Genomic DNA, 23492 nt, shown 5'->3' with positions numbered 1-23492 from the left:
GGCCGTCCCCCTTTTCCCTCCCACTAGCCTGCGGGAACAGCCGGGTCCCGGTTGGTTCCCCGGGCTCCGCGGGAACATCGTCGGACCCGTCGGTCTCCGTCTGACGAATCGAGTCGCACATGTCCTACCTGGCCCGGCACCGTGCCACCGCCGACCCCGCCCTGCGCCTGGTCTGCTTCCCGCACGCGGGAGGCGGCGCGAGCTTCTTCCGCGACTGGACCCGGCACCTGGACCCCTCGGTCGACGTCGTGGCGGTGCGGTACCCGGGGCGCGAGAGCCGCTTCGGCGAACCGCTGATCCCGACCATGGACGCGCTGTCGCCGCACATCGCCGCGGAGCTCCTGGCCGAACCCGCCGTGCCCACCGTGCTCCTCGGCCACAGCATGGGCGCGGCCGTGGCGTACGAGACCCTCCTGCGCCTCGAAGCCGCGGGCGCGGACCACTTCACCCGCCTGTGCGTCTCGGGCCGCGGACTCGCGCCCACCGCCCCGGTCACTGCACGGACGGACGAGGACCTGATCGCCTCCGTCACCTCGCTGGGCGGCCCCAACGTGGCGCTCTGGAGCGACCCGGAGCTGCGCGAGCTGTTCCTGCCGGTCCTGCGCAACGACTACCGCCTGATCGACGCCTACCGCCGCCGCGAGGACGCTCCACTGCTGCGCGCGGGCGTCATGGCCCTCACGGGTGACCGCGATCCCCGCGTCACCCCCCTGGGCGCGGAGGAATGGTCCAAGGTCACCGCGGGCGCCTTCACGTCCCACGTCTTCGAGGGCGACCACTTCTACCTCGTCCCCCACGCGGCGCAGGTCGCCCGCCTGGCCGTGGCCCGACCCGGCGGCTGAGCGCACGGCCCGCCGCGCGGGGGATCCGCCGTCCCCTCATTGCAGTCGCTTCCCCGCCGCCCGAAACGGGTACGACTCACTGGTGGCACCGACCGGTAACCACCCCACTCTCGGCGGCGAGGTGAGTCCCCTCATGTCCGCAACACAGCCAGGCGGCACGCAGCCCGTACAGCCCGTACAGCCCGAACAGCCCGCACAGCCCGTTCAGCCCAAGGTGACCGAGCGCGAGGCACGGCAGGTCGCGGAAGCGGCCCGGGAACAGGACTGGCAGCGGCCGAGCTTCGCCAAGGAGCTGTTCCTCGGCCGGTTCCGGCTCGACCTGATCCACCCGCACCCCACCCCCGCCGCGGACGACGTCCGGCGGGGCGAGGCCTTCCTGGCCCGGCTGAAGGAGTTCTGCGAGACCTCCATCGACGGGGCGCGCATCGAGCGCGAGGCGAAGATCCCCGACGAGACCGTGCGCGGGCTCAAGGAGCTCGGCGCGCTCGGCATGAAGATCGGCACCGAGTACGGGGGCCTCGGCCTCACCCAGGTGTACTACAACAAGGCGCTCGCCCTCGTCGGCTCCGTCAGCCCGGCCATCGGAGCCCTGCTCTCCGCCCACCAGTCGATCGGCGTGCCCCAGCCGCTGAAGATGTTCGGCACGCAGGAGCAGAAGGACGCCTACCTGCCGCGCTGCGCCACCACCGCCATCAGCGCCTTCCTCCTCACCGAGCCGGACGTCGGCTCCGACCCGGCGCGGCTGGCCACCACCGCGGTCCCGGACGGGGACGACGCGTACGTCCTGGACGGCGTGAAGCTCTGGACCACCAACGGGGTCGTCGCCGACCTGCTCGTCGTCATGGCCCGCGTCCCCCGGAGCGAGAACCACCGGGGCGGCATCACGGCCTTCGTCGTCGAGGCGGACTCGCCGGGCATCACCGTCGAGCACCGCAACGCCTTCATGGGCCTGCGCGGCCTGGAGAACGGCGTCACCCGCTTCCACCAGGTCAGGGTTCCGGCCGCCCAGCGCATCGGCGCCGAGGGAGCCGGCCTGAAGATCGCCCTGACCACGCTGAACACCGGCCGGCTGTCGCTGCCCGCCATGTGCGTCGGCGCCGGGAAGTGGTGTCTGAAGATCGCCCGCGAGTGGTCCGGCGTACGCGAGCAGTGGGGGCGGCCCGTCGCCCTGCACGAGGCCGTCGGCGCCAAGATCTCCTTCATCGCCGCCACCACCTTCGCCCTGGAGGCCGTGGTCGACCTCGCCTCGCAGATGGCCGACGAGGACCGCAACGACATCCGGATCGAGGCCGCCCTCGCCAAGCTCTACGGCTCCGAGATGGCCTGCCTGATGGCTGACGAACTGGTCCAGATCCGCGGCGGACGCGGCTTCGAGACCGCCGAATCGCTCGCGGCGCGCGGCGAGCGGGCCGTCCCGGCCGAGCAGATGCTCCGCGACCTGCGCATCAACCGGATCTTCGAGGGATCCACCGAGATCATGCACTTGCTGATCGCCCGCGAGGCCGTGGACGCCCACCTGTCGGTCGCCGGCGACCTCATCGACCCCGAGAAGGACCTGGGCGACAAGGCGAAGGCGGGCGCCCGCGCCGCCGGGTTCTACGCCCGCTGGCTGCCCCGGCTCGCCGCCGGAGCCGGCCAGGTCCCCGGCACCTACAAGGCCTTCCACCCCGACGGCCACCCCGACCTCGCCACCCACCTGCGCTACGTCGAGCGGGGCTCGCGCAAACTCGCCCGTTCGACCTTCTACGCCATGTCCCGCTGGCAGGGCCGGATGGAGACCAAGCAGGGGTTCCTCGGCCGGATCGTCGACATCGGCGCCGAGCTCTTCGCGATGAGCGCGGCCTGCGTGCGCGCCGAGCACCTGCGGGCCACCGGCGACCACGGCCGCGAGGCCTACCAGCTCGCCGACGCCTTCTGCCGGCAGTCCCGGCTGCGCGTGGAGGAGCTCTTCGGCCGGCTCTGGGCCAACACCGACGACCTCGACCGCAAGGTGGTCGCCGGCGTCCTGTCCGGCACTTACACCTGGCTGGAGGAGGGCATCCTCGACCCGTCCGGCGACGGCCCGTGGATCGCCGATGCCTCTCCCGGCCCCTCGACGCGGAAGAACGTGCACCGACCACTGCGCTGACCTGCGATGATCGCCGGACGCCGGGCGGATGTACGACTCTGGTGACCGGCCCGGACGGCAGGCTGCGGACACGGCGAGGAACGGGGCGATGGACCAGCACAGGGACAGCAGGCGGCTCGCCTGGTGCGTGGCGCTCGTACTGCGCCACGCACCGGAGCACATCGCGGCGAACCTGATCGGGCGCGTCGACCCCGCCACCCGCACCCACCTCACCCGGGACGAGCGGCTGCCCGCCTCCGCGGTCAGCCTCCTGCTCCGCGACGGCAGCGACCAGGACCGCCGGTCGGTGGCCCGCAACCCCCACGTGCTGGGCCGCCCGCTGCCCGGCCTGCCCGGACCGGTGCGGTACGCCGCCCGCCGGACCCCGCCCGCCCTGCTGCCCGTCCTGCGCGCCGAACTGGGCCGGGACCCGCGCGCCGCACCGGCCCCGGACCCGGCACCCCTGACCTCGGACGAGCTGCTCCTGTTGCTGCGCCGGCACGGCACGCACCGGCCGCGGATCCCCCTCGACGTCCTCGCGCTCCCGCACGAGGCGGACCCGGAGCTGCTCTGGTTCGCGCACGCCCGCGAACCGCTCCCGCCCGGCTCGGCCGAGGCCCTGCTGCTCCGCGGCGGCCTGCCCCCCAGAGCCGCCCGGGGCCTGCTCGACCTGCGCACGGCCCGCTCGTACGGCCGCTCCTGGTACCGCCCCGCCGTCCGCGCCGTCCGGATGGGCCTGGTCACCCAGGCCGAGCTCGTGGACGACGTCCGCCCCGCCGGCCTCGCGCTGCTCCTCGCCGACCTGCCCGCGACCCGCGGACTGCGCTGGAACCTCACCGAGCTGGCCGGGATGCACACGGCCCTGCGGCGCGCCCTGGCCCCGCTGGGGGACGACCCCCGCCTGTGGGCCGAACTGCTGCGCCACGCCCACACCTTCCCCGGACCGCTCACCGAACTCGCCTCCCGGACCGCCGCCGGCACCCTGTCCGCGCCCCCGGACGGGCCGCCCCTGCCCGGCCTGGACCGGGCCGTGGCCCGGCTCGCCCCGGCGTCCCCGCGGCCCGCCGGGGGAGTGGAGCGCGAGCTCGCCCTGGCCAGCCTCGCCGTACCGATGGAGACCGTCGAGGAGGACGTCCGGTGGGTCCGCGACTGCCTGGACCGCCGGCTGCTCACCGGCGTCGACGTGATCCGCCACAAGCTCCCGGCCGTCTGGGCCCTGGACGAGGACCACTGGCTGGGCGTCGTGGACCACCCCGACCGCTACGACCGGCCCGAGGCCGTGCTCGCCGCCCGCGCAGAGGCCGACCGGCTGTTCGCCGTGGCCCTCGGCGAGGACCCGGACGCCTGGTGGCGGGCCGCCAGTACGCTGCCGGACTTCGCGGGAACGCTCCCGCACCTCCTCCTGCGGATCACCGAAGGGGGTTCCGTGTCCAATCGCCCCTGAGTTGCGGCAACAATGGGTGCATGAGCGACCGTCCAGCCCCCCTCGCCGATCCGCACCTCCTCTTCGACCCCGCGGCCGGCCGCCGGGACATCGTCATCCTCGGCTCCACCGGTTCCATCGGGACCCAGGCCATCGACCTGGCCCTGCGCAACCCGGACCGGTTCCGGGTCACGGCGCTGTCCGCCGCGGGCGGCCGGGTCGCGCTGCTGGCCGAGCAGGCCAGGCTGCTGCGGGTGAACACCGTGGCCGTCGCGCGCGAAGACGTCGTACCGGCCCTGAAGGAAGCGCTGGACGCGCAGTACGGCGCCGGTGAGCCGCTGCCCGAGATCCTCGCCGGGCCGGACGCCGCGACCGAGCTCGCCGCCTCCGAGTGCCACACCGTGCTCAACGGCATCACCGGTTCCATCGGCCTCGCACCCACCCTCGCCGCGCTGCGGGCCGGCCGGACCCTGGCCCTCGCCAACAAGGAGTCGCTGATCGTCGGCGGCCCGCTGGTCAAGGCCCTCGCGAAGCCCGGCCAGATCATCCCCGTCGACTCCGAGCACGCGGCGCTCTTCCAGGCGCTCGCCGCCGGCACCCGCGCGGACGTGCAGAAGCTCGTCGTCACCGCCTCCGGCGGACCCTTCCGCGGCCGCACCCGCGCCGAGCTGGCCTCGGTCACCGTCAAGGACGCCCTCGCCCACCCGACCTGGGCCATGGGACCGGTGATCACCATCAACTCGGCGACCCTGGTCAACAAGGGCCTCGAAGTCATCGAGGCGCACCTGCTCTACGACATCCCCTTCGAGCGCATCGAGGTCGTCGTCCACCCGCAGTCATACGTCCACTCGATGGTGGAGTTCACGGACGGCTCCACGCTGGCCCAGGCCACCCCGCCGGACATGCGCGGCCCGATCGCGATCGGCCTCGGCTGGCCCCAGCGGATCCCCGACGCGGCCCCCGCCTTCGACTGGACCAAGGCGTCCACGTGGGAGTTCTTCCCGCTGGACACCGAGGCCTTCCCGGCGGTGGGCCTGGCCCGGCACGTGGGCGCCCTGGGCGGTACCGCGCCCGCCGTGTTCAATGCGGCGAACGAGGAGTGCGTCGAGGCCTTCCTGGCCGGTCGGCTGCCGTTCACAGCAATCATGGATACGGTCTCTGCCGTGGTCGACGAACACGGGACTCCCGCCGCGGGAACTTCCCTCACGGTCACGGACGTCCTTGAAGCGGAGACCTGGGCCCGGGCCCGGGCACGGGAGACGGCGGCACGGGCCGCAGTGGAGGCGCGCGCATGACCATCCTGCTCAACCTGATCGGCGTGCTCGTCTTCGTGGTCGGGCTGCTCTTCTCCATCGCCTGGCACGAGCTCGGCCACCTCTCGACGGCCAAGCTCTTCGGCATCCGCGTGCCCCAGTACATGGTCGGCTTCGGCCGGACCATCTGGTCCCGCAAGAAGGGCGACACCGAGTACGGGCTCAAGGCCATCCCGATGGGCGGCTACATCCGCATGATCGGGATGTTCCCGCCCGGCGAGGACGGCAAGGTCACCGCCCGCTCGACGTCGCCGTTCCGCTCGATGATCGAGGACGCGCGCTCGGCGGCGTACGAGGAGCTGCAGCCGGGCGACGAGTCGCGGCTCTTCTACACGCGCAAGCCCTGGAAGCGCGTGATCGTGATGTTCGCGGGACCGTTCATGAACCTGGTCCTGGCGCTGGCGATCTTCTTCGGCGTGTGGATGACCTTCGGCGTGCAGCAGACGACCACCCAGGTCGCGACGGTCACCGACTGCGTCCTCAAGCAGAGCGACAAGCGCAAGGTCTGCCAGGACGGCGACCCGGTGGCCCCGGCCAAGGGCGCGGGCCTGCGGGTCGGCGACAAGATCGTGGCGTTCGACGGCAAGCCGGTCGAGGACTGGGACGCCCTCCAGCGGAACATCCGCACCACGATCGGCGCCGCCACCCTCACCGTCCTGCGCGACGGCCAGCGGATCGAGCTCCACCCGACCCTCGTCGAGAACCGCGTCGCCAAGACCGACGGCCGCGGCGGCTACCTCAAGGACGAGTACGTGTCGGCCGGCTACCTCGGCGTCAGCGCGGAGACCGTGATCGCCCCGCTCACCTTCACCCAGTCCGCGGAGCACGTCGTGGAGGTCGTCGAGGCCAGCGTGGAGGGCCTGGCCAACCTCCCGGGCAAGGTCCCGGCCCTGTGGAACGCCGTGTTCAACGGCGGCGAGCGCGAGGCCGACTCCCCGATGGGCATCGTCGGCGCGGCCCGGATCAGCGCCGACATCGCGACCCTGGACATCCCCAAGGAGCAGCGGGCCTCGATCATGCTCGGGGTCCTCGGCTACTTCAACCTCTCCCTCTTCCTCTTCAACATGCTGCCCCTGCTGCCCCTGGACGGCGGGCACATCGCCGGCGCCCTGTGGGAGTCGGCGCGGCGCGCCTTCGCGCGGGTCTTCCGGCGCGCGGACCCGGGCCCCTTCGACGTGGCGAAGCTGATGCCCGCCGCGTACGTGGTGGCGGCCGTCTTCGTCTGCTTCACGCTGCTGGTGCTGGCCGCGGACGTGGTGAACCCCATCAGGATCACCTGACCGAGCGGTCGGCGCGGGGGCTCGCAGAGCCCCCTACCTCATCCGGTCGGGAGCCGGGCACGCTTCGTGCCCGGCTCCCTACGTACGGGTGGCACGCCCCCCGCGATGCGAGGGGCACGCGCTGCTTGGCGTAATCTCGAAGGCTGGAGCCCGCCGACTTCGGGACCTTGACCCACCTTGATCCACACCTTGGGGTTGCACAGCAGATGACTGCCATCTCTCTCGGAATGCCGGACGTGCCGGCGAAGCTCGCCGACCGCAGGGTCAGCCGCAAGATCCAGGTCGGTTCCGTGGCCGTCGGCGGCGACGCACAGATCTCGGTGCAGTCGATGACCACCACCAGGACCTCCGACATCGGCGCCACGCTCCAGCAGATCGCGGAGCTGACCGCCTCCGGCTGCGACATCGTGCGCGTGGCCTGCCCGACGCAGGACGACGCCGACGCGCTCGCCGTGATCGCGAAGAAGTCGAACATCCCGGTCATCGCCGACATCCACTTCCAGCCGAAGTACGTGTTCGCCGCGATCGACGCCGGCTGCGCCGCGGTCCGCGTGAACCCGGGCAACATCAAGCAGTTCGACGACAAGGTCAAGGAGATCGCGCGGGCCGCCAAGGACGCCGGGACCCCGATCCGGATCGGCGTGAACGCGGGCTCGCTCGACGCCCGGCTGCTGAAGAAGTACGGCAAGGCCACCCCCGAGGCGCTGGTCGAGTCCGCGCTGTGGGAGGCCTCCCTCTTCGAGGAGCACGGCTTCAGCGACATCAAGATCTCGGTCAAGCACAACGACCCGGTCGTCATGGTCAACGCCTACCGCCAGCTGGCCGCCCAGTGCACGTACCCGCTGCACCTCGGCGTCACCGAGGCCGGGCCGGCCTTCCAGGGCACCATCAAGTCCGCCGTCGCCTTCGGCGCGCTGCTCTCCGAGGGCATCGGCGACACCATCCGCGTCTCGCTGTCGGCCCCGCCGGTGGAGGAGATCAAGGTCGGCCGCCAGATCCTGGAGTCGCTGAACCTCAAGCCGCGCCGCCTGGAGATCGTGTCCTGCCCGTCGTGCGGGCGCGCGCAGGTGGACGTCTACAAGCTGGCCGAGCAGGTCACGGCCGGCCTGGAGGGCATGGAGGTCCCGCTGCGCGTCGCCGTCATGGGCTGCGTCGTGAACGGCCCGGGCGAGGCCCGCGAGGCCGACCTCGGTGTCGCCTCCGGCAACGGCAAGGGCCAGATCTTCGTGAAGGGCGAGGTCATCAAGACCGTCCCCGAGTCGAAGATCGTGGAGACCCTCATCGAAGAGGCGCTGAAGATCGCCGAGCAGATGGAGAAGGACGGCGTGATGTCGGGCGAGCCGACGGTGGCGATCGGGGTCTAGTGCTGCGGCCCACCCGGCTTTCCCACGGGCCCGGCTCCGCCCCAGGCGGCGCCGGGCCCGTCGCTTTGCCCGGGCGGGCCCGCCCGGGTCCCCGGCGGGCCGCCGAGGGGCCTCGCCGGGGCCGCACAGGGGCCGCGCGGCATCCGCGAGCCGCGCCGGGTACAGTGCGGAGATCAGCAGACTTGCATGGTGAGGCCCCAGTGTTGACGCAGACCACCACCCGGGTCCTAGAGCCCAGTGATCTTGACGCCGCGCTCGACATCCTCGGACGCGAGCCGGTCGAGAACGCCTTCGTCACCTCGCGGGTCCAGGTCGCCGGGCTCGATCCGTGGCGCCTGGGCGGCGAGATGTGGGGCTGGTACGCCGACGGAGAGCTCCGCTCCCTCTGCTACGCCGGCGCCAACCTGGTCCCCGTCTGCGCCGGCCCCGAAGCCATCCGCGCCTTCGCCGACCGCGCCCGCCGCACCGGCCGCCGCTGCTCCTCCATCGTCGGCCCCTCGGCGGCCACCCGGCTGCTGTGGCAGCTCCTGGAGCCCAGCTGGGGGCCGGCCCGCGACGTCCGCTCCCACCAGCCGCTCATGATCATCGAGCAGCCGTCCGACGCGGTCGCCGCGGACGCGCAGGTCCGCCGCATCCGCAAGGACGAGATGGACCTGATCATGCCCGCCTGCGTGGCCATGTTCACGGAGGAGGTCGGCATCTCCCCGATGGCGGGCGACGGCGGCCTGCTCTACCAGGCCCGGGTCGCCGAGCTGGTCGCCACCGGCCGCTCCTTCGCCCGCGTCGAGGACGGCAAGGTCGTCTTCAAGGCCGAGATCGGCGCCGCCACCCCCCGCGCCTGCCAGATCCAGGGGGTGTGGGTGGCCCCCGAGTTCCGCGGCCGCGGGCACTCCGAGACCGGGATGGCGGCCGTCGTCGCGTACGCGCTCAGGGACGTGGCCCCCGTGGTGAGCCTCTACGTGAACGACTTCAACACCGCCGCGCGCGCGTCCTACCGCCGGGTCGGCTTCCGCGAGGTCGGCGCGTTCATGAGCGTCCTGTTCTGATCGTCCCGTTCTGGGCCCGCGAGCCCGCCGGGCGGCATACCCGCAGGCCGGGGAGGCCCAGTAAGGTCACCGCATGCTGCCAACCCCCGGGGGAGAAGACCCCGCCCGGCCCGCCGGACTACGGATCGGGCACCTCGACCTCGCCGACCGGGTCGACGAGGCCCTGCGCGTGCAGGCCGAGGCCTTCGGGCTCAGCGAGGAGGAGGTCGGCATCCGGCGCTACATCGTCCAGCGCCACATGACCTGCCGCGGTGCCCGCGCGCTCGGCGCCTTCACCGAGGACGGGGCGCTCGCCGGGTTCGTCTACGGCATGCCCAACGACCGCGCGCACTGGTGGTCGGGCGTCGTGGAGCCCTACCTGCGGGCCGGCGGCCACGAGGGCTGGCTCGACGGCTCCTTCGTGATCACCGAACTCCACGTCCACCCCGGCTTCCAGGGCCGCGGCGTCGGCCGCGCCCTCATCACCACGATCACCGCCGCCGCCGAGGAGCCGCGCTCGATCCTCTCGGCGATCGACGTCGAGAGCCCCGCCCGGGGGCTCTACCGCTCCCTTGGGTACGCCGATCTCGCCCGCCCGGTCCACTTCCCGAGCGCGAGCCTCCCGTACGCCGTCATGGGCGCCCCGCTGCCCCTGCGCCGGCCCTGACGGGCGGCGGACCGGCCGCCGGGCAGCGCCCCAAACCGTTTTTCGGAGCCCGGTCCGCCCCGGTAGCCTCCCGTCATGTCAACGCAACACGTGCAGCGCATGTCCCGCCTCATGGCCAAGACCCTCCGCGAGGACCCGGCCGACGCCGAGACCCTCAGCCACCGCCTGCTGGTCCGGGCCGGCTACGTCCGGCGCACCTCCGCCGGGGTGTGGAGCTGGCTGCCGCTCGGCAAGCGGGTCCTGGACAACGTCTCGCGCATCGTCCGCGAGGAGATGGACGCGATCGGGGCGCAGGAGGTGCTGCTCCCGGCGCTGCTGCCGAAGGAGCCGTACGAGATCAGCGGGCGCTGGTCGGAGTACGGGGACCTGCTGTTCCGGCTCAAGGACCGCAAGGGCGCGGACTACCTGCTCGGCCCCACGCACGAGGAGATCTTCACCCTGCTGGTCAAGGACCAGTGCACGTCCTACAAGGACCTGCCGGTCATGCTCTACCAGATCCAGATCAAGTACCGGGACGAGGCGCGCCCCCGGTCGGGCGTCCTGCGCGGCCGCGAGTTCCACATGAAGGACTCGTACTCCTTCGACGTGACCGACGAGGGGCTGGCCGAGTCGTACGCCCTCCACCGCGCGGCCTACCAGCGGATCTTCGAGCGGCTCGGCCTCGACCACCGGATCGTGTCGGCGGTGTCGGGCGCGATGGGCGGCTCGGCGTCGGAGGAGTTCCTCGCGCCGGCCGCGGCGGGCGAGGACACCTTCGTGGACTGCCCCTCGTGCGCCTACGCGGCGAACACGGAAGCCGTGACCTTCGCCCTGACCCCGGCCGAAGGGGACCACGGTCCGCTGGAGGAGGTCCCGACCCCCGACACCCCCACCATCGAGACCCTGGCGGCGCACCTCGGCATCCCCGCGTCGGCGACGCTGAAGAACCTCCTCGTCAAGGTCGACGGTGAGATCACGGCCGTCGGCGTACCGGGTGACCGGGAGGTCGACCTGGGCAAGCTCGGCGAGCATCTGGCCCCGGCGGTGGTGGAGTTGGTGACGGCCGAGGACTTCGCCGACCGGCCCGACCTGGTACGGGGCTACGTGGGCCCGCAGGGCCTGGCGAAGGTCCCCTACCTCGCCGACCCCCGTATCGCGCCGGGCACTTCCTGGGTGACGGGGGCCAACAAGCCCGGCACGCACGCCCGGAACGTGGTGTGCGGGCGGGACTTCGAGGTGGACCGGTACCTGGACGTGGTGGTCGTCGAGGAGGGCGACCCCTGCCCCTCGTGCGGCGCGGGACTGCGGCTGGACCGGGCGATCGAGATCGGGCACATCTTCCAGCTGGGCCGCAAGTACACGGACGCCTTCGGCCTCGACGTCCTCGGCAAGGAGGGCAAGCCGGTCCGGGTCACGATGGGCTCCTACGGCATCGGCGTCTCGCGCGCGGTGGCCGCGCTGGCCGAGCAGACGGCCGACGGGCGCGGGCTGTGCTGGCCCGCGGCCGTGGCCCCCGCGGACGTGCACGTGGTGGCGGCGGGCAAGGCGGTGCCGCTCGCGCTCGCGGATTCCGCGGCCGCGTCCCTGGCGGAGGCGGGCCTGCGCGTCCTCCTGGACGACCGGCCGGGCCTGTCCCCGGGCGTGAAGCTCACGGACGCGGAGCTGATCGGCGTTCCCTGGATCCTGGTGGCGGGCCGCCGCTCGGCGGAGTCGGTGGTCGAGCTCCAGAACCGCGCCACGGGCACCCGCGAGGAGCTCCCGCTCGCCGAAGCCCTGGCCCGCCTGACCGCGTAGCCCCGCGGGCAGCCCCGAGCGGCGGCTACTCGTGCCGCCCGTCCGGCTCCGCGGCGGGCGGTACGGGCTCCGGTCCCGGCGGCGCCACCGGGGCCACCGCTGGAGCCGGAGCCGCAGCCGGCGCCGCGCGCTCCAGGAAGCGCAGGAGCTCCACCGGGAACGGCAGGACCAGGGTGGAGTTCTTCTCCGCCGCGACCGCCACCACCGTCTGGAGCAGGCGCAGCTGCAGCGCGGCCGGCTGGTCCGACATGACCGCCGCCGCCTCGGCCAGCTTGTGCGAGGCCTGGAGCTCCGCGTCCGCGTTGATGACCCGGGCGCGGCGCTCGCGGTCGGCCTCGGCCTGCCGGGCCATCGACCGCTTCATCGTCTCCGGCAGGGAGACGTCCTTGATCTCGACCCGGTCGATCTGCACGCCCCACCCCACCGCCGGGCTGTCGATCATCAGCTCCAGGCCCTGGTTGAGCATCTCCCGGTTGGACAGCAGATCGTCCAGGTCGGACTTGCCGATGATCGACCGCAGCGAGGTCTGGGCCATCTGGGAGACCGCGAAGCGGTAGTCCTCCACCGCGATGATCGCGTTCGCCGCGTCCACGACCTTGAAGTAGACCACCGCGTCCACGCGCACCGTGACGTTGTCCCGGGTGATGCCCTCCTGGGCCGGCACCGGCATCGTCACGATCTGCAGGTTCACCTTGTGCAGCCGGTCCACCAGCGGGAGGACCATCGTGAAGCCGGGGCCGCGGATGCCCTCCCGGAGCCGGCCGAGGCGGAAGACGACACCGCGCTCGTACTGCTTCACCACCCGGGCGGCGGCGCCCATGTAGACGGCGGCTCCCACGCCCGCGGCGATCGCGGCTGTCAGCAGTTCCTGGACCATGACGGCCTCCTGCCGGGCACGACTCCCCGAAGGGTTTATGCCCTACAACCAGCCCGCGAACTCCAACAACTGTTCCGCTTCCCGCCGCCGTCCGGCGGCCAGCGCCCGGTTGCCCGACTCGACCGCACGGAACAGCGTCCAGCCCCGCAGCCGGTCCCGGTCCACCTCCAGCGCGTCGGCCAGCTTGTTCACCCGGCGCCGCGCGCCCGCGGCCCCCGCGGAGGAGGCCACCTGGTCCTCCAGGCGGTCCCGTACCAGCCGCGCCAGGTCGTACGCCCGCTCGCCGACCATCGGATCCGGGCCCACCGCCAGCCAAGGCGCCCGCTCGCCGGCGAGCACCTTGCCCTGCCGGAAGGCCCCGTGCAGCAGCAGTTCCTCGGCCGGCGCCGCCGTCAGCTCCTCACGGGCGGCGAGCGCCGCCGAAGCCAGCTCTGCCGCCTCGGCGGGGGCCTTGCGGAGCACCTCGGCCTGCGCGGCCGTGCGCTCGGTGACCGTCTCCCAGCCGTGTCCGGGCTCCGGGGCCACCCACAGCCTGCGCAGCGTGCCGCAGGCCTCCAGCAGGGCCTTGGCCTCGGGCAGCGACCGCAGCGAGACCTCGGGGTGGAGCCGCTCCAGCAGCAGCCCCCCGTCCTCCTCGTGGTGGCGGGTGTCGAGGACCCGTACGGCCCCGAATCCGCCCCAGTGGGCCAGCGCGGCGAGTTCCCGCCCGGGGCGGGCGGCCGGCGGGGCCAGCTTCAGCGCGGCCGGGGTGCCGTCGGCGTACCGGACGAGGACGACCAGGCTGCTGCGGCCGCCGGGGGCCTGCACCCGCTGGGCCTGCACTCCCCGCCGGGCCAGCGCGGACTCCGCCAGATCGGGCAACTGCCCCAGCCAGTCCGCGGTCCGCGCCGTCTCCGGCAGCTCGCCGAGCGCCCGTACGAGCCGCTGCGGCGGTTCGAAAGCCATGCGTGAGTGGTCCCTTTCAGCTGTGCGCGGGCCCGTCGCGCGTGCTTGCGCGCCGCTCCCGCACGGGTTCCGCACTAGTTCTGCGCCGCGGACGCGCGTTCCGTGAGCCCAGGGAAGGCTACGCCGACACCACGCCAGCGTGCCGCGCGCACGGCCGCGGCGCTCAGCGCGTCAGCCGCCTCGCGGCGCAACCGGCCCTCGGCCGCGCGCACCAGGTCGGAGTAGGCCCCGGCCACCCGTTCCTCGATCACGGCGGCCAGCCGCTCGGCGTCGGCGGGCGTGCGCACGGTGAACGGCAGCGTGTACGCCGCCTCCGCGGGACGGGGGGAACCGCCCAGCTCGCGCACGGTGCGGGCCAGCGCGTCGCGGCGCGCGAGGTGGCCGCCGTAGGCCTCGCGGGCCTCGGCGGCGCGGGGGGCGCCCGAGGTCCGGGCGCCGATCACGCCGTAGCCGTACGCGGCCGCGTGCTCGGCGGCCAGCGCGGCCTGCGCGGCCTCCAGGACCTGGCCGGCGGGGGAGGAACTGAGGGTCGACCGTGAGGCGTCGAACGCCCAGCGGTTCGGCGAGGGCACGCAGGGCGGGCTCGGAGAGCCTGATCCAGTTCTGGTCGGCACCCAGGGTGGCGGTGTGCCGCTTCTCGGAGGTGACGCCGACCGCCGTGCGCTACCAGGGCGCCGCCCGGGAGACGCGGGCCGAGCAGCCCGCGGCGAACGGCCGGGCCGGTACGCAGCGAGGTCCAGTCGGGGCGGTGCCGGGACTCGTAACGGGCCTCGTACACCGCCTTGTCCGTCTCGTACGCGCGCAGCAGGACGGGGTCCTCGCGCGGGTCGCGGCCGGTCGTGCGGGCGTAGCCCTCGCAGAAGGCGGCCCGGCAGGCGTCCGCCCAGGCGGGGGCGAACGGCCGGTGCGAGCGGGCCGCGTAGTCGAAGGAGCGCAGTATGCCGGCGATGTCCCGCACCGCCGGCTCGGGGCGGCGGCGGTCGGCCAGCGGCCGGGCCGGCTCGCCCTCGAAGTCGATCAGCGCCCAACTGCCGTCCGCGGTGCGCAGGGTCTGCCCCAGGTGCAGGTCCCCGTGGATCCGCTGGGCGGGAACCCCGGCCCCGCGGGAGGCGGCGAGCGCGTCGAAGGCGCCGCGCAGCCCGGCCTCGTAGGGCCGCAGTGCCGGGACCTCGCGGGCGGTGGCGGCCAGCCGCGCGGTCATCCCGGCGGCCAGCCGGGCCGTCTGCTCCGGGCCGAGCGCGAGGGTGGGCAGGGCCCCGGCCAGCGCGCTGTGCACCTCGGCGGTGGCCCGGCCGAGCGCGTGCGCCTCGGCGGTGAAGTCGGCCCCGGTGCGCAGCCGGTGCAGCGCGAGCTGCCAGCCGTCGTCGGAGCCGCGCAGGTAGGGCTGGAGCACGCCCAGGGTCAGCGGTTCGGAGCCGGGCAGTTCGGCCTCGTACCAGGCGACCGGCGCGGGCACCCGGGTGCAGCCGGCGGCGGCCAGGGCCCGGGGCAGCTCCAGGTCCGGGTTGACTCCGGGGCCGACCCGTCTGAACACCTTCAGGATGTACGAATCCCCGTAGATCAGCGAGGAGTTGGTCTGCTCCCCGGACAGTGGCCGGGGGGTCGGCGCCTCGGGGATGACGGTGGCCGGGTCCCGGTCGAAGCGGAGCGGGCCGAGCGTCCCGGGGGAGCGCAGCCGTTCCAGCAGCAGCGAGGCGAGCCGCGGATCGCCCAGTCCCTCGTAGACCGACTGGCCGGCGTACGGGCCCTGCTCGGCGCGGCCGATCAGCGCGGGCGCGAGCGCGGGCGGCAGCGGGCTCGGGCGCACCCCGAGCAGCAGTTGGTAGCAGTCCCCGTCCACGTCCAGCAGCAGGTGCAGGAGCCCCGGCGTGGATCCGGGCGGCAGCAGTTCGGCCGCCGAGATCGTCCTCAGCCGTCCGATGGCGCGGCCCTTGCCCGCGAACCAGCGCTGTGCGGGCAGCCAGGCCCGCAGCATCGGTTCCAGTGGGCCGAGCCCGGTGGCCCGGTCGGCCGTGAGCCGATTCCGGGCGGATGCAGCCTCCGACATGGCGTCGCGTCCTTTCCCCGGGCCGTCAAAGAATGCGCAAGTGTCCCGGATCGCGGTGGTTGCTTCTCCGGTGTGGGCGAGTGTCGGGTCAGGATGGTCCGTACAGGGGCGGGCGATTGACCCATTCGCCGCGCCCGCCCCCGGGCCGGGCTGTTATTCGGAGCGCAGGCGGAACCAGTAGAAGCCGTGGCCCGCCAGGGTCAGCAGGTACGGCCACTCGCCGATCGGCGGGAAGCGGACGTCACCCGTCAGCTCCACCGGGACCCGTCCGTTGAACGACTGCAGATCCAGCTCCGTGGGCTGCGCGAAGCGCGAGAAGTTGTGCACGCACAGCACCAGGTCGTCCCCGTACTCGCGCAGGAACGCGAGCACCGCCGGGTTCGACGACGGCAGTTCGGTGTACGAGCCGAGTCCGAAGGCGGGGTTCGCCTTGCGGACTTCGATCATCCGGCGGGTCCAGTGCAGCAACGACGAGGGCGACGCCATGGCCGCCTCGACATTGGTGACCTGGTACCCGTGGACCGGGTCCATGATGACCGGCAGGTTCAGCCTGCCCGGATCGCACGAGGAGAAACCGGCGTTGCGGTCCGGCGTCCACTGCATCGGGGTGCGCACCCCGTCGCGGTCGCCGAGCCAGATGTTGTCGCCCATGCCGATCTCGTCCCCGTAGTAGAGGACGGGCGACCCGGGCAGCGACAGCAGCAGGGCCGTGAACAGCTCCATCTGGTTGCGGTCGTTGTCCAGCAGCGGGGCGAGGCGGCGCCGGATGCCGATGTTGGCCCGCATGCGCGGGTCCTTGGCGTACTCGGCGTACATGTAGTCGCGCTCTTCGTCGGTGACCATTTCGAGGGTCAGCTCGTCGTGGTTGCGCAGGAAGATGCCCCACTGGCAGCGGTCCGGGATCGCCGGGGTCTTGGCCAGGATCTCGGAGACCGGGTAGCGGGACTCTCTTCGCACGGCCATGAAGATGCGCGGCATGACGGGGAAGTGGAAGGCCATGTGGCACTCGTCCCCGCCCTTCGTGAAGTCGCCGAAGTAGTCGACGACGTCCTCGGGCCACTGGTTGGCCTCGGCGAGCAGCACGGTGTCCGGGTAGTGCGCGTCGATCTCGGCGCGGACCGCCTTGAGGAGGGTGTGCGTGCGCGGCAGGTTCTCGCAGTTGGTGCCCTCCTCGGCGTACAGGTAGGGCACGGCGTCGAGGCGGAAGCCGTCGATCCCGAGGTCGAGCCAGAACCGGAGCGAGGAGACGATCTCCTCGACGACGGCCGGGTTCTCGTAGTTGAGGTCCGGCTGGTGGGAGAAGAACCGGTGCCAGTAGTACTGCTTGCGGACCGGGTCGTACGTCCAGTTCGAGGTCTCGGTGTCGACGAAGATGATGCGGGCGTCCTGGTACTGCTTGTCGTTGTCGGCCCACATGTAGTAGTCGCCGTAGGGCCCGTCGGGGTCCTTGCGGGACTGCTGGAACCACTCGTGCTGGTCGCTCGTGTGGTTCATGACGAAGTCGATGATCACCCGCATGCCGCGGGTGTGCGCCGCGTCCACGAACTCCACGAAGTCGGCGAGGTCGCCGAACTCCGGGAGCACGGAGGTGTAGTCGGCGACGTCGTAGCCCCCGTCGCGGAGGGGGGAGGCGAAGAACGGCGGCAGCCACAGGCAGTCGACGCCGAGCCACTGCAGGTAGTCCAGCTTGGCGGTGAGCCCCTTGAGGTCACCCACGCCGTCGCCGTTGCTGTCGTGGAAGGAGCGGACGAGGACCTCGTAGAAGACCGCCCGCTTGAACCAGTCGGGATCGCGGTCCTTGGCGGGGGTGTCCTCGAAGGTGTCGTGGACGGGATCGTTGATCATCATGTGGTGGGTGACCCTCCGGTGGGCGGGGACGGTCGCAGAGCTGCCAACACGTGCGCGGGCGTACGGCCCGGCTCTAGGCGCACGTAGTTCGCCCTGCCCCAGTGATAGGTCTCGCCGGTGAGCTCGTCGCGCACCGCGAGGGACCCGTGCCAGTCGAGGCCGAGTACCGGCATGTCCAACGAGACCGTCGCCTCCTGGGTGTGGTGCGGATCGAGGTTGACGACCACCAGTACGGAATTGGCTCCGGCGTGCTTCGAATAGGCGATCACCTGTTCGTTGTCGGTCGGATGGAAATGGATGTCGCGCAGCTGCTGGAGCGCCGGGTTGCGCCGGCGCAGCCGGTTCAGGGCGGTGATCAGCGGGGCGATCGTGCGGCCCTCGCGGTCGGCGGCGGCCCAGTCGCGCGGCCGCAGCTCGTACTTCTCGGAGTTCAGGTACTCCTCGCTGCCCTCCTTGACGGCGGAGTTCTCGCAGAGCTCGTAGCCGGCGTAGACCCCCCAGGTGGGGGAGAGGGTGGCGGCGAGCACCGCGCGGACCTCGAAGGCGGGGCGGCCGCCGTGCTGAAGGTACGCATGCAGGATGTCGGGGGTGTTGACGAAGAAATTCGGCCGCATGACGGAGGCGGAGCGGGTGTCCGCCAGTTCGGTCAGGTACTCGGTGAGCTCGGCCTTCGTGTTGCGCCACGTGAAGTACGTGTAGGACTGCTGGAAGCCGACGGCGGCCAGGGCCCGCATCATCGCGGGGCGGGTGAAGGCCTCGGCGAGGAAGATCACGTCGGGATCGGTCTTGTTGATGTCCGCGATCACCTTCTGCCAGAAGACCACCGGCTTGGTGTGCGGGTTGTCGACCCGGAAGATGCGGACGCCGTGGTCCATCCAGTGCCGCAGCACCCGGACCGTCTCCCCGATGATGCCGGCCATGTCGGTGTCGAAGTGGATCGGGACGATGTCCTGGTACTTCTTCGGCGGGTTCTCCGCGTACGCGATCGTGCCGTCGGCGCGGTGGCGGAACCACTCCGGGTGCTTCTCCACCCACGGATGGTCCGGAGAGCACTGCAGGGCGAAGTCCAGCGCCACCTCGATCCGCAGCTCGCGGGCCTTGGCGACGAAGGCGTCGAAGTCCTCGATGGTGCCGAGCTCCGGGTGGACCGCGTCGTGGCCGCCCTCGGTGGAACCGATGGCCCACGGCACGCCCGGATCCCAACTCCCGGCGGACAGGGTGTTGTTCGGGCCCTTGCGGTACGTGCTGCCGATGGGGTGGATGGGCGGCAGGTACACGACGTCGAAACCCATGGCGGCGATGGCCGCCAACCGCTCGGCGGCGGTGCGGAAGGTGCCGCTGACGGGCGCCGCGCCGGGCTCCAGCACCGCCCCCTCCGACCGGGGGAACATCTCGTACCAGGAACCGAAGAGCGCCCGCTTGCGCTCGATCAGCAGCGGCAGCGGCTTGGAGGCGGTGACCAGCTCCCGGTACGGGCGCTTGGCGAGCGCCGCCGCGGCGGCCGGCGCCAGGGCCGCCGCGTACCGCGCGGAGACCTCCCGGTCCTCGTCGCGCATCGCGTCGGCGGCCGCGAGCACGTGCTCGCGCCCGTCGCGCTTGGGAACCTTCGCCGCGGCCCGCTCGTACAGCTCGGCGCCTTCGAGGAGCGTCAGCCCCGGGTCGATCCCGGCGGGGATCTTGATCGCCGCGTGGGCCCGCCAGGTGGCCACCGGGTCACTCCACGCCTCGACGGTGTACGTCCACCTCCCTTCCACCTCGACGGACACCCGGGCCCCCCACCGGTCGGTGCCGGGAGCGAGCTCGGACAGGGGCACGGGGGGCCGCAGCCGCCCGCTCGGATCTCGGAGCACGACATGGGCCGCCACGGCGTCGTGCCCCTCGCGGAACACGGTGGCGGAAATCTCGAATACCTCGTCCACGACCGCCTTGGCGGGTCTGACGCCGCAGTCGACGGCGGGGCGGACGTCCAGCACGGGAATGCGACCGATCATGATGGGATCACCTGGGGGCAGTTCGCAGGGCTCGGTGACGACAGGCCAGCCGGCATGGCGGCTGGTAGTGCACGCTCTGTTCGCTCTGTTTCTAGCCGCTCGGAAGACGGCTGGGCTGCGGGCATGGCCGCTCCTGTCCGCGTTCACTCGGGTGGCGGGAGAGGTCGGGGAGGGGGTGCGCCGTGCGCGTACCCGGGAGCCCTGCCCACTCCAGCCCGGCCCAATCCGTGTGTTCGGTTAACTACTCGTACGTAGCCGCACGGTCGTCGCGCAGCTCCGGCCCGAGATTCGCCGATGCTGCGTCAACTCGGAAAGGACTACCGGAGGTCCACGCCGATCCACGCTCGCGCGCGGGCCGCCGGAGGGGCGATGGAGGCGCCATGGCCGGGAGGGGGAGGCGCCGCTAGCCTTCCGAGGGTGACGCTCGCGGTGCACAGCGTGGTGCGGCCGCTTCGATCCGTAATCCCCTGCGAAGGTGGAACGCGTGAAGGCTATCCGTCGATTCACCGTGCGCCCCGTCCTCCCCGAAACCCTGTCGCCGCTCGCCGACCTCGCGCGCAACCTGCGCTGGTCCTGGCATACGGAGACCCGTGAGCTCTTCCAATCCGTCGATCCCGAGGGCTGGCAGGCCGCCGGCGGGGATCCCGTCCGGCTGCTCGGCACCGTCTCCGCCGCGCGCATCGAGGAGCTCGCCGCGGACCGGCGGTTCCTGCGCCGGCTCGCCGTCGCCGCCGCCGACCTCGATGACTACGTCCACGGCGGGAGGTGGTACCAGGGCCACGAGGCCGCCGCGGACCTGCCCGCCGGCATCGCCTACTTCTCGCCCGAGTTCGGGATCACCGCCGCCCTGCCCCAGTACTCCGGCGGCCTCGGCATCCTCGCCGGGGACCACCTCAAAGCCGCCAGCGACCTCGGCGTACCCCTCATCGGCGTCGGACTGCTCTACCGCCACGGGTACTTCCGACAGTCCCTGTCCCGGGACGGCTGGCAGCAGGAGCACTACCCGGTGCTCGACCCCAACGAACTGCCCGTCTCGCTCGTGCGCGAGGAGGACGGGTCGCCCGCCCGGGTGTCGCTGAGCCTGCCCGGCGGGCGGGCCCTGCACGCCCACGTCTGGCAGGCCCGCGTCGGCCGGGTGCCGCTGCTGCTCCTCGACTCCGACGTCGAGGACAACGACGCCGCCGCCCGCGAGGTGACCGACCGCCTCTACGGCGGAGGCAGCGACCACCGCCTGCTGCAGGAGATGCTCCTGGGCATCGGCGGGGTGCGGGCCGTGCGGACCTACTGCCGGATCACCGGGCATCCCGACCCCGAGGTGTTCCACACCAACGAGGGGCACGCCGGGTTCCTGGGACTCGAGCGCATAAGGGAACTGGAGGGACAGCGGGGGCTGGGCTTCGACGCCGCCGTCGAATCCGTGCGGGCCGGCACCGTCTTCACCACCCACACGCCCGTCCCCGCCGGCATCGACCGCTTCGACCGGTCGCTGGTCGCCCGCCACTTCGGCGAGGGCGGCGAACTGGCCGGCGTACCCGTCGACCGGATCCTCGCCCTCGGCGCGGAGACCTACCCCGGAGGCGACCCCGGGGTGTTCAACATGGCCGTGATGGGACTGCGCCTGGCCCAGCGGGCCAACGGCGTCTCCACCCTGCACGGCGCCGTCAGCCGGGAGATGTTCGCCGGGCTGTGGCCCGGCTTCGACCCCGCCGACGTGCCCATCACCTCCGTCACCAACGGGGTGCACGCCCCGACCTGGGTGGCACCGGAAGTGGTCAAGCTCGGCGCGCGCCAGATCGGCGCCGGGCGCACCGAGGACGCCCTGTCCGTCGGCGGCTCGCAGCGCTGGGACGCCGTCGCCGACATCCCCGACCAGGACGTCTGGGACCTGCGCCGGGTGCTCCGGGAGCAGCTGGTCCAAGAGGTACGGGACCGCCTGCGGGCCTCCTGGCGCCAGCGCGGGGCCGCCGCCGCCGAACTGGGCTGGGTGGACTCGGTCCTCGACCCGGACGTGCTGACCATCGGCTTCGCCCGCCGGGTCCCGTCCTACAAGCGGCTCACGCTGATGCTGCGCGACCCGGACCGGCTGCGCCGCCTGCTGCTGGACCCGGACCGCCCGGTGCAGATCGTGGTGGCGGGCAAGGCGCACCCGGCCGACGACGGCGGGAAGCGGCTCGTCCAGGAGCTGGTGCGGTTCGCCGACGACCCGCGCGTGCGCCACCGGATCGTCTTCCTGCCCGACTACGGCATGGCCATGGCACAGAAGCTCTACCCGGGCTGCGACGTCTGGCTCAACAACCCGCTGCGCCCGCTCGAGGCCTGCGGGACCAGCGGGATGAAGGCGGCGCTCAACGGCTGCCTGAACCTCTCGGTCCTGGACGGCTGGTGGGACGAGTGGTTCGAGCCGGACTTCGGCTGGGCCATCCCGACCGCCGACGGCCTGGGCTCGGACGAGGACCGGCGCGACGACCTGGAGGCGAACGCCCTCTACGACCTGATCGAGGGCCGGGTCGCGCCCCGGTTCTACGACCGGACCGGGCGCGCGGCGCTCCCGGTGCGCTGGATCGAGATGGTCCGGCGCACCCTCGTCTCACTGGGGCCCAAGGTGCTGGCGGGACGGATGGTGCGGGAGTACGTGGAGCGGCTCTACGCTCCGGCCGCCCTCGCCCACCGCGCCCTGACCCCGGAGGCGGCCCGCGACCTCGCCTGGTGGAAGGGCCGGGTCCGCGCGGCCTGGCCGCAGCTCACCGTCGAGCACGTGGAGGCGCTGACGGCGGGCCCGGTCGGCGGCACCGCCGAACTCGGGGCCACCCTCACCCTGCGCGTGCAGGTCTCGCTCGACGCGCTCGCGCCCGAGGACGTCGAGGTGCAGGCCGTCGCGGGCCGGGTCGACGCGCAGGACGTGATCCAGGGCGGGCGTGCCTTCCCGCTCAAGCCGGCCGGCGGGCCCGACCTGGAGGGGCGCTGGCTGTACGAGGGCCCGCTGGCCCTCGACCGTACGGGGCCCTTCGGCTACACCGTGCGGATCCTGCCGACGCACCCGCTGCTGGCGACCCCGGCAGAACTGGGCCTGGTCGCCGGACCGGTGGACACGGACGCGGGAGGCGGCGTACTCCTGCGCTAGTGCTGTGACCGGAAAGGTTCACCGGGTCGCGGCGCCCGGCACGGCACCTCGCCGCGTTGTCGGACCACACCGGTACGTCCAGTACGAGGCGTGGTCCTCCGCTTTGCGATGCACCGCACCGGACACCGCGACCCGGCAAACCTTCCCGGCCACAGCACTAGCGAAAGGGCCCGCCCGGGGTCGGGCGGGTTCAGGGGACGGGCGGCGGGTCCACCAGCCGCCCGTCCTCCACCAGCATCCCGGCCCGTTTGACGCTGCGCAGGGACGGGATCACCTCCACGTGGCCCACGCCGTCCACCGCGCCGATCCGCTCGGTCAGGTACGTGTAGAGCGCGTCGGTGTCCCGGCACACCACCACCGCCATCAGGGAGGCCGCCCCGGTCACGGCCGCCGCGAACGCCACCTCGCGGTGGCCCGCCAGGGCGGCCCCCACCTGCGCCAGCCGGGCCGGCGGGACGGTCAGCACGAGCGTCGCCTCCGCCTCGTAGCCGAAGAGCGCGGGGACGAACTCCACGTCGAAGAAGAGCGCCCCGCGATCGCGCAGCCGCTCCAGGCGGCGCCGCGCGGTGGACTCCGACAGCCCGGTGGCGCGCGCCAGTTCCGGATACCCGGCGCGGCCGTCCCGGCCCAGCACCGCGAGCAGTGCGAGCTCCTGCGCGTCGAGGGCGTACGGGGCGTCGCGGTCGCCCGACTCCTCGGGCCCGGGCCCGGGCGGGGCGGCGGGCCGTTGCAGGGCGGCGATCTGGTCGGGGCGCAGCACGTCCAGACCCACCCAGGAATCGGGGCCGCCGAAGAACTTCCGCAGGATGGTGTGGGCGCTGATGCCGGTCACCCGCCGGGTGCGCGGCAGCTTCTCCATAGGCCGTCAC

The 23492-nt window shown here is 72.9% G+C and carries 16 protein-coding genes and 1 pseudogene; 10 read left to right on the top strand and 7 right to left on the bottom strand.

Annotation, left to right across the window (positions count from 1 at the left end):
- The first annotated feature begins 119 nt into the window (after window positions 1-119).
- The 9 genes from DRB96_RS17750 to DRB96_RS17710 all read left to right on the top strand — a co-directional run bounded on the left by DRB96_RS17750 (window position 120) and on the right by DRB96_RS17710 (window position 11794).
- Window positions 120-842: an alpha/beta fold hydrolase gene (locus DRB96_RS17750; RefSeq protein WP_112449348.1), complete on the top strand. Its 723-nt coding sequence runs from the start codon at window positions 120-122 to the stop codon at window positions 840-842.
- A gap of 133 nt (window positions 843-975) precedes the next feature.
- On the top strand, window positions 976-2970 hold the full coding sequence (locus DRB96_RS17745; RefSeq protein ID WP_239516039.1) for an acyl-CoA dehydrogenase family protein: 1995 nt from the start codon (window positions 976-978) through the stop codon (window positions 2968-2970).
- An 88-nt stretch (window positions 2971-3058) separates the two neighbouring features.
- The gene (locus DRB96_RS17740) at window positions 3059-4393 is read left to right on the top strand and encodes a hypothetical protein (RefSeq protein WP_112449346.1); all 1335 of its coding nucleotides are present in this window, start codon (window positions 3059-3061) and stop codon (window positions 4391-4393) included.
- Between the two features lie 20 nt (window positions 4394-4413).
- Window positions 4414-5667: a 1-deoxy-D-xylulose-5-phosphate reductoisomerase gene (gene dxr / locus DRB96_RS17735; protein ID WP_112449345.1), complete on the top strand. Its 1254-nt coding sequence runs from the start codon at window positions 4414-4416 to the stop codon at window positions 5665-5667.
- A complete protein-coding gene (locus DRB96_RS17730; protein WP_112449344.1) occupies window positions 5664-6965 on the top strand; it encodes a site-2 protease family protein in 1302 nt (433 codons plus the stop codon). Before dxr ends, DRB96_RS17730 begins: the two co-directional genes overlap by 4 nt.
- Before the next feature lie 206 nt (window positions 6966-7171).
- The gene (gene ispG / locus DRB96_RS17725) at window positions 7172-8329 is read left to right on the top strand and encodes a flavodoxin-dependent (E)-4-hydroxy-3-methylbut-2-enyl-diphosphate synthase (RefSeq protein ID WP_112449343.1); all 1158 of its coding nucleotides are present in this window, start codon (window positions 7172-7174) and stop codon (window positions 8327-8329) included.
- Between the two features lie 200 nt (window positions 8330-8529).
- Entirely contained in the window at window positions 8530-9375 is an 846-nt protein-coding gene (locus DRB96_RS17720; protein ID WP_204357757.1) for a GNAT family N-acetyltransferase, read from the top strand.
- A 73-nt stretch (window positions 9376-9448) separates the two neighbouring features.
- Window positions 9449-10021 carry a GNAT family N-acetyltransferase gene (locus tag DRB96_RS17715; RefSeq protein ID WP_112449341.1) on the top strand — a complete coding sequence of 191 codons (573 nt, stop codon included), beginning with the start codon at window positions 9449-9451 and terminating at the stop codon, window positions 10019-10021.
- Window positions 10022-10096: 75 nt separating this feature from the next.
- Window positions 10097-11794: a proline--tRNA ligase gene (locus DRB96_RS17710; RefSeq protein ID WP_112449340.1), complete on the top strand. Its 1698-nt coding sequence runs from the start codon at window positions 10097-10099 to the stop codon at window positions 11792-11794.
- A gap of 25 nt (window positions 11795-11819) precedes the next feature.
- Here the strand turns inward: DRB96_RS17710 and DRB96_RS17705 are convergent, their stop codons facing one another.
- The 6 genes and pseudogenes from DRB96_RS17705 to DRB96_RS17680 form a co-directional block, all read right to left on the bottom strand.
- Window positions 11820-12671 (bottom strand): slipin family protein, encoded by an 852-nt coding sequence (locus tag DRB96_RS17705; RefSeq protein ID WP_112449339.1) that lies wholly within the window; start codon window positions 12669-12671, stop codon window positions 11820-11822.
- A gap of 42 nt (window positions 12672-12713) precedes the next feature.
- Window positions 12714-13616, bottom strand: a complete 903-nt coding sequence (locus DRB96_RS17700) for an aminoglycoside phosphotransferase family protein (RefSeq protein WP_112449338.1) — start codon at window positions 13614-13616, stop codon at window positions 12714-12716.
- A gap of 74 nt (window positions 13617-13690) precedes the next feature.
- A complete protein-coding gene (locus DRB96_RS17695; RefSeq protein WP_112453508.1) occupies window positions 13691-14116 on the bottom strand; it encodes a ferritin-like domain-containing protein in 426 nt (141 codons plus the stop codon).
- A 236-nt stretch (window positions 14117-14352) separates the two neighbouring features.
- Window positions 14353-15663, bottom strand: a pseudogene (locus tag DRB96_RS17690) (phosphotransferase); the annotation flags it as partial.
- Between the two features lie 153 nt (window positions 15664-15816).
- On the bottom strand, window positions 15817-17511 hold the full coding sequence (treS, locus tag DRB96_RS17685; protein ID WP_112449337.1) for a maltose alpha-D-glucosyltransferase: 1695 nt from the start codon (window positions 17509-17511) through the stop codon (window positions 15817-15819).
- Entirely contained in the window at window positions 17508-19502 is a 1995-nt protein-coding gene (locus tag DRB96_RS17680; protein ID WP_112449336.1) for an alpha-1,4-glucan--maltose-1-phosphate maltosyltransferase, read from the bottom strand. The genes treS and DRB96_RS17680 overlap by 4 nt, the downstream gene beginning before the upstream one ends.
- Before the next feature lie 484 nt (window positions 19503-19986).
- Here DRB96_RS17680 and glgP point away from each other — a divergent pair, with 484 nt between their 5' ends.
- A complete protein-coding gene (gene glgP, locus DRB96_RS17675; protein WP_112449335.1) occupies window positions 19987-22623 on the top strand; it encodes an alpha-glucan family phosphorylase in 2637 nt (878 codons plus the stop codon).
- Window positions 22624-22813: 190 nt separating this feature from the next.
- Here the strand turns inward: glgP and DRB96_RS17670 are convergent, their stop codons facing one another.
- On the bottom strand, window positions 22814-23482 hold the full coding sequence (locus tag DRB96_RS17670; RefSeq protein WP_112449334.1) for an Lrp/AsnC family transcriptional regulator: 669 nt from the start codon (window positions 23480-23482) through the stop codon (window positions 22814-22816).
- Window positions 23483-23492: the final 10 nt, after the last annotated feature.

Origin of the sequence: Streptomyces sp. ICC1, assembly GCF_003287935.1 — a bacterium.
In the GTDB taxonomy this organism is placed as follows: Bacteria; Actinomycetota; Actinomycetes; order Streptomycetales; family Streptomycetaceae; genus Streptomyces; species Streptomyces tritrimontium.
The sequence above is the reverse complement of the archived record's forward strand: the minus strand, read 5'-3'. Positions and strand labels throughout refer to the sequence as shown.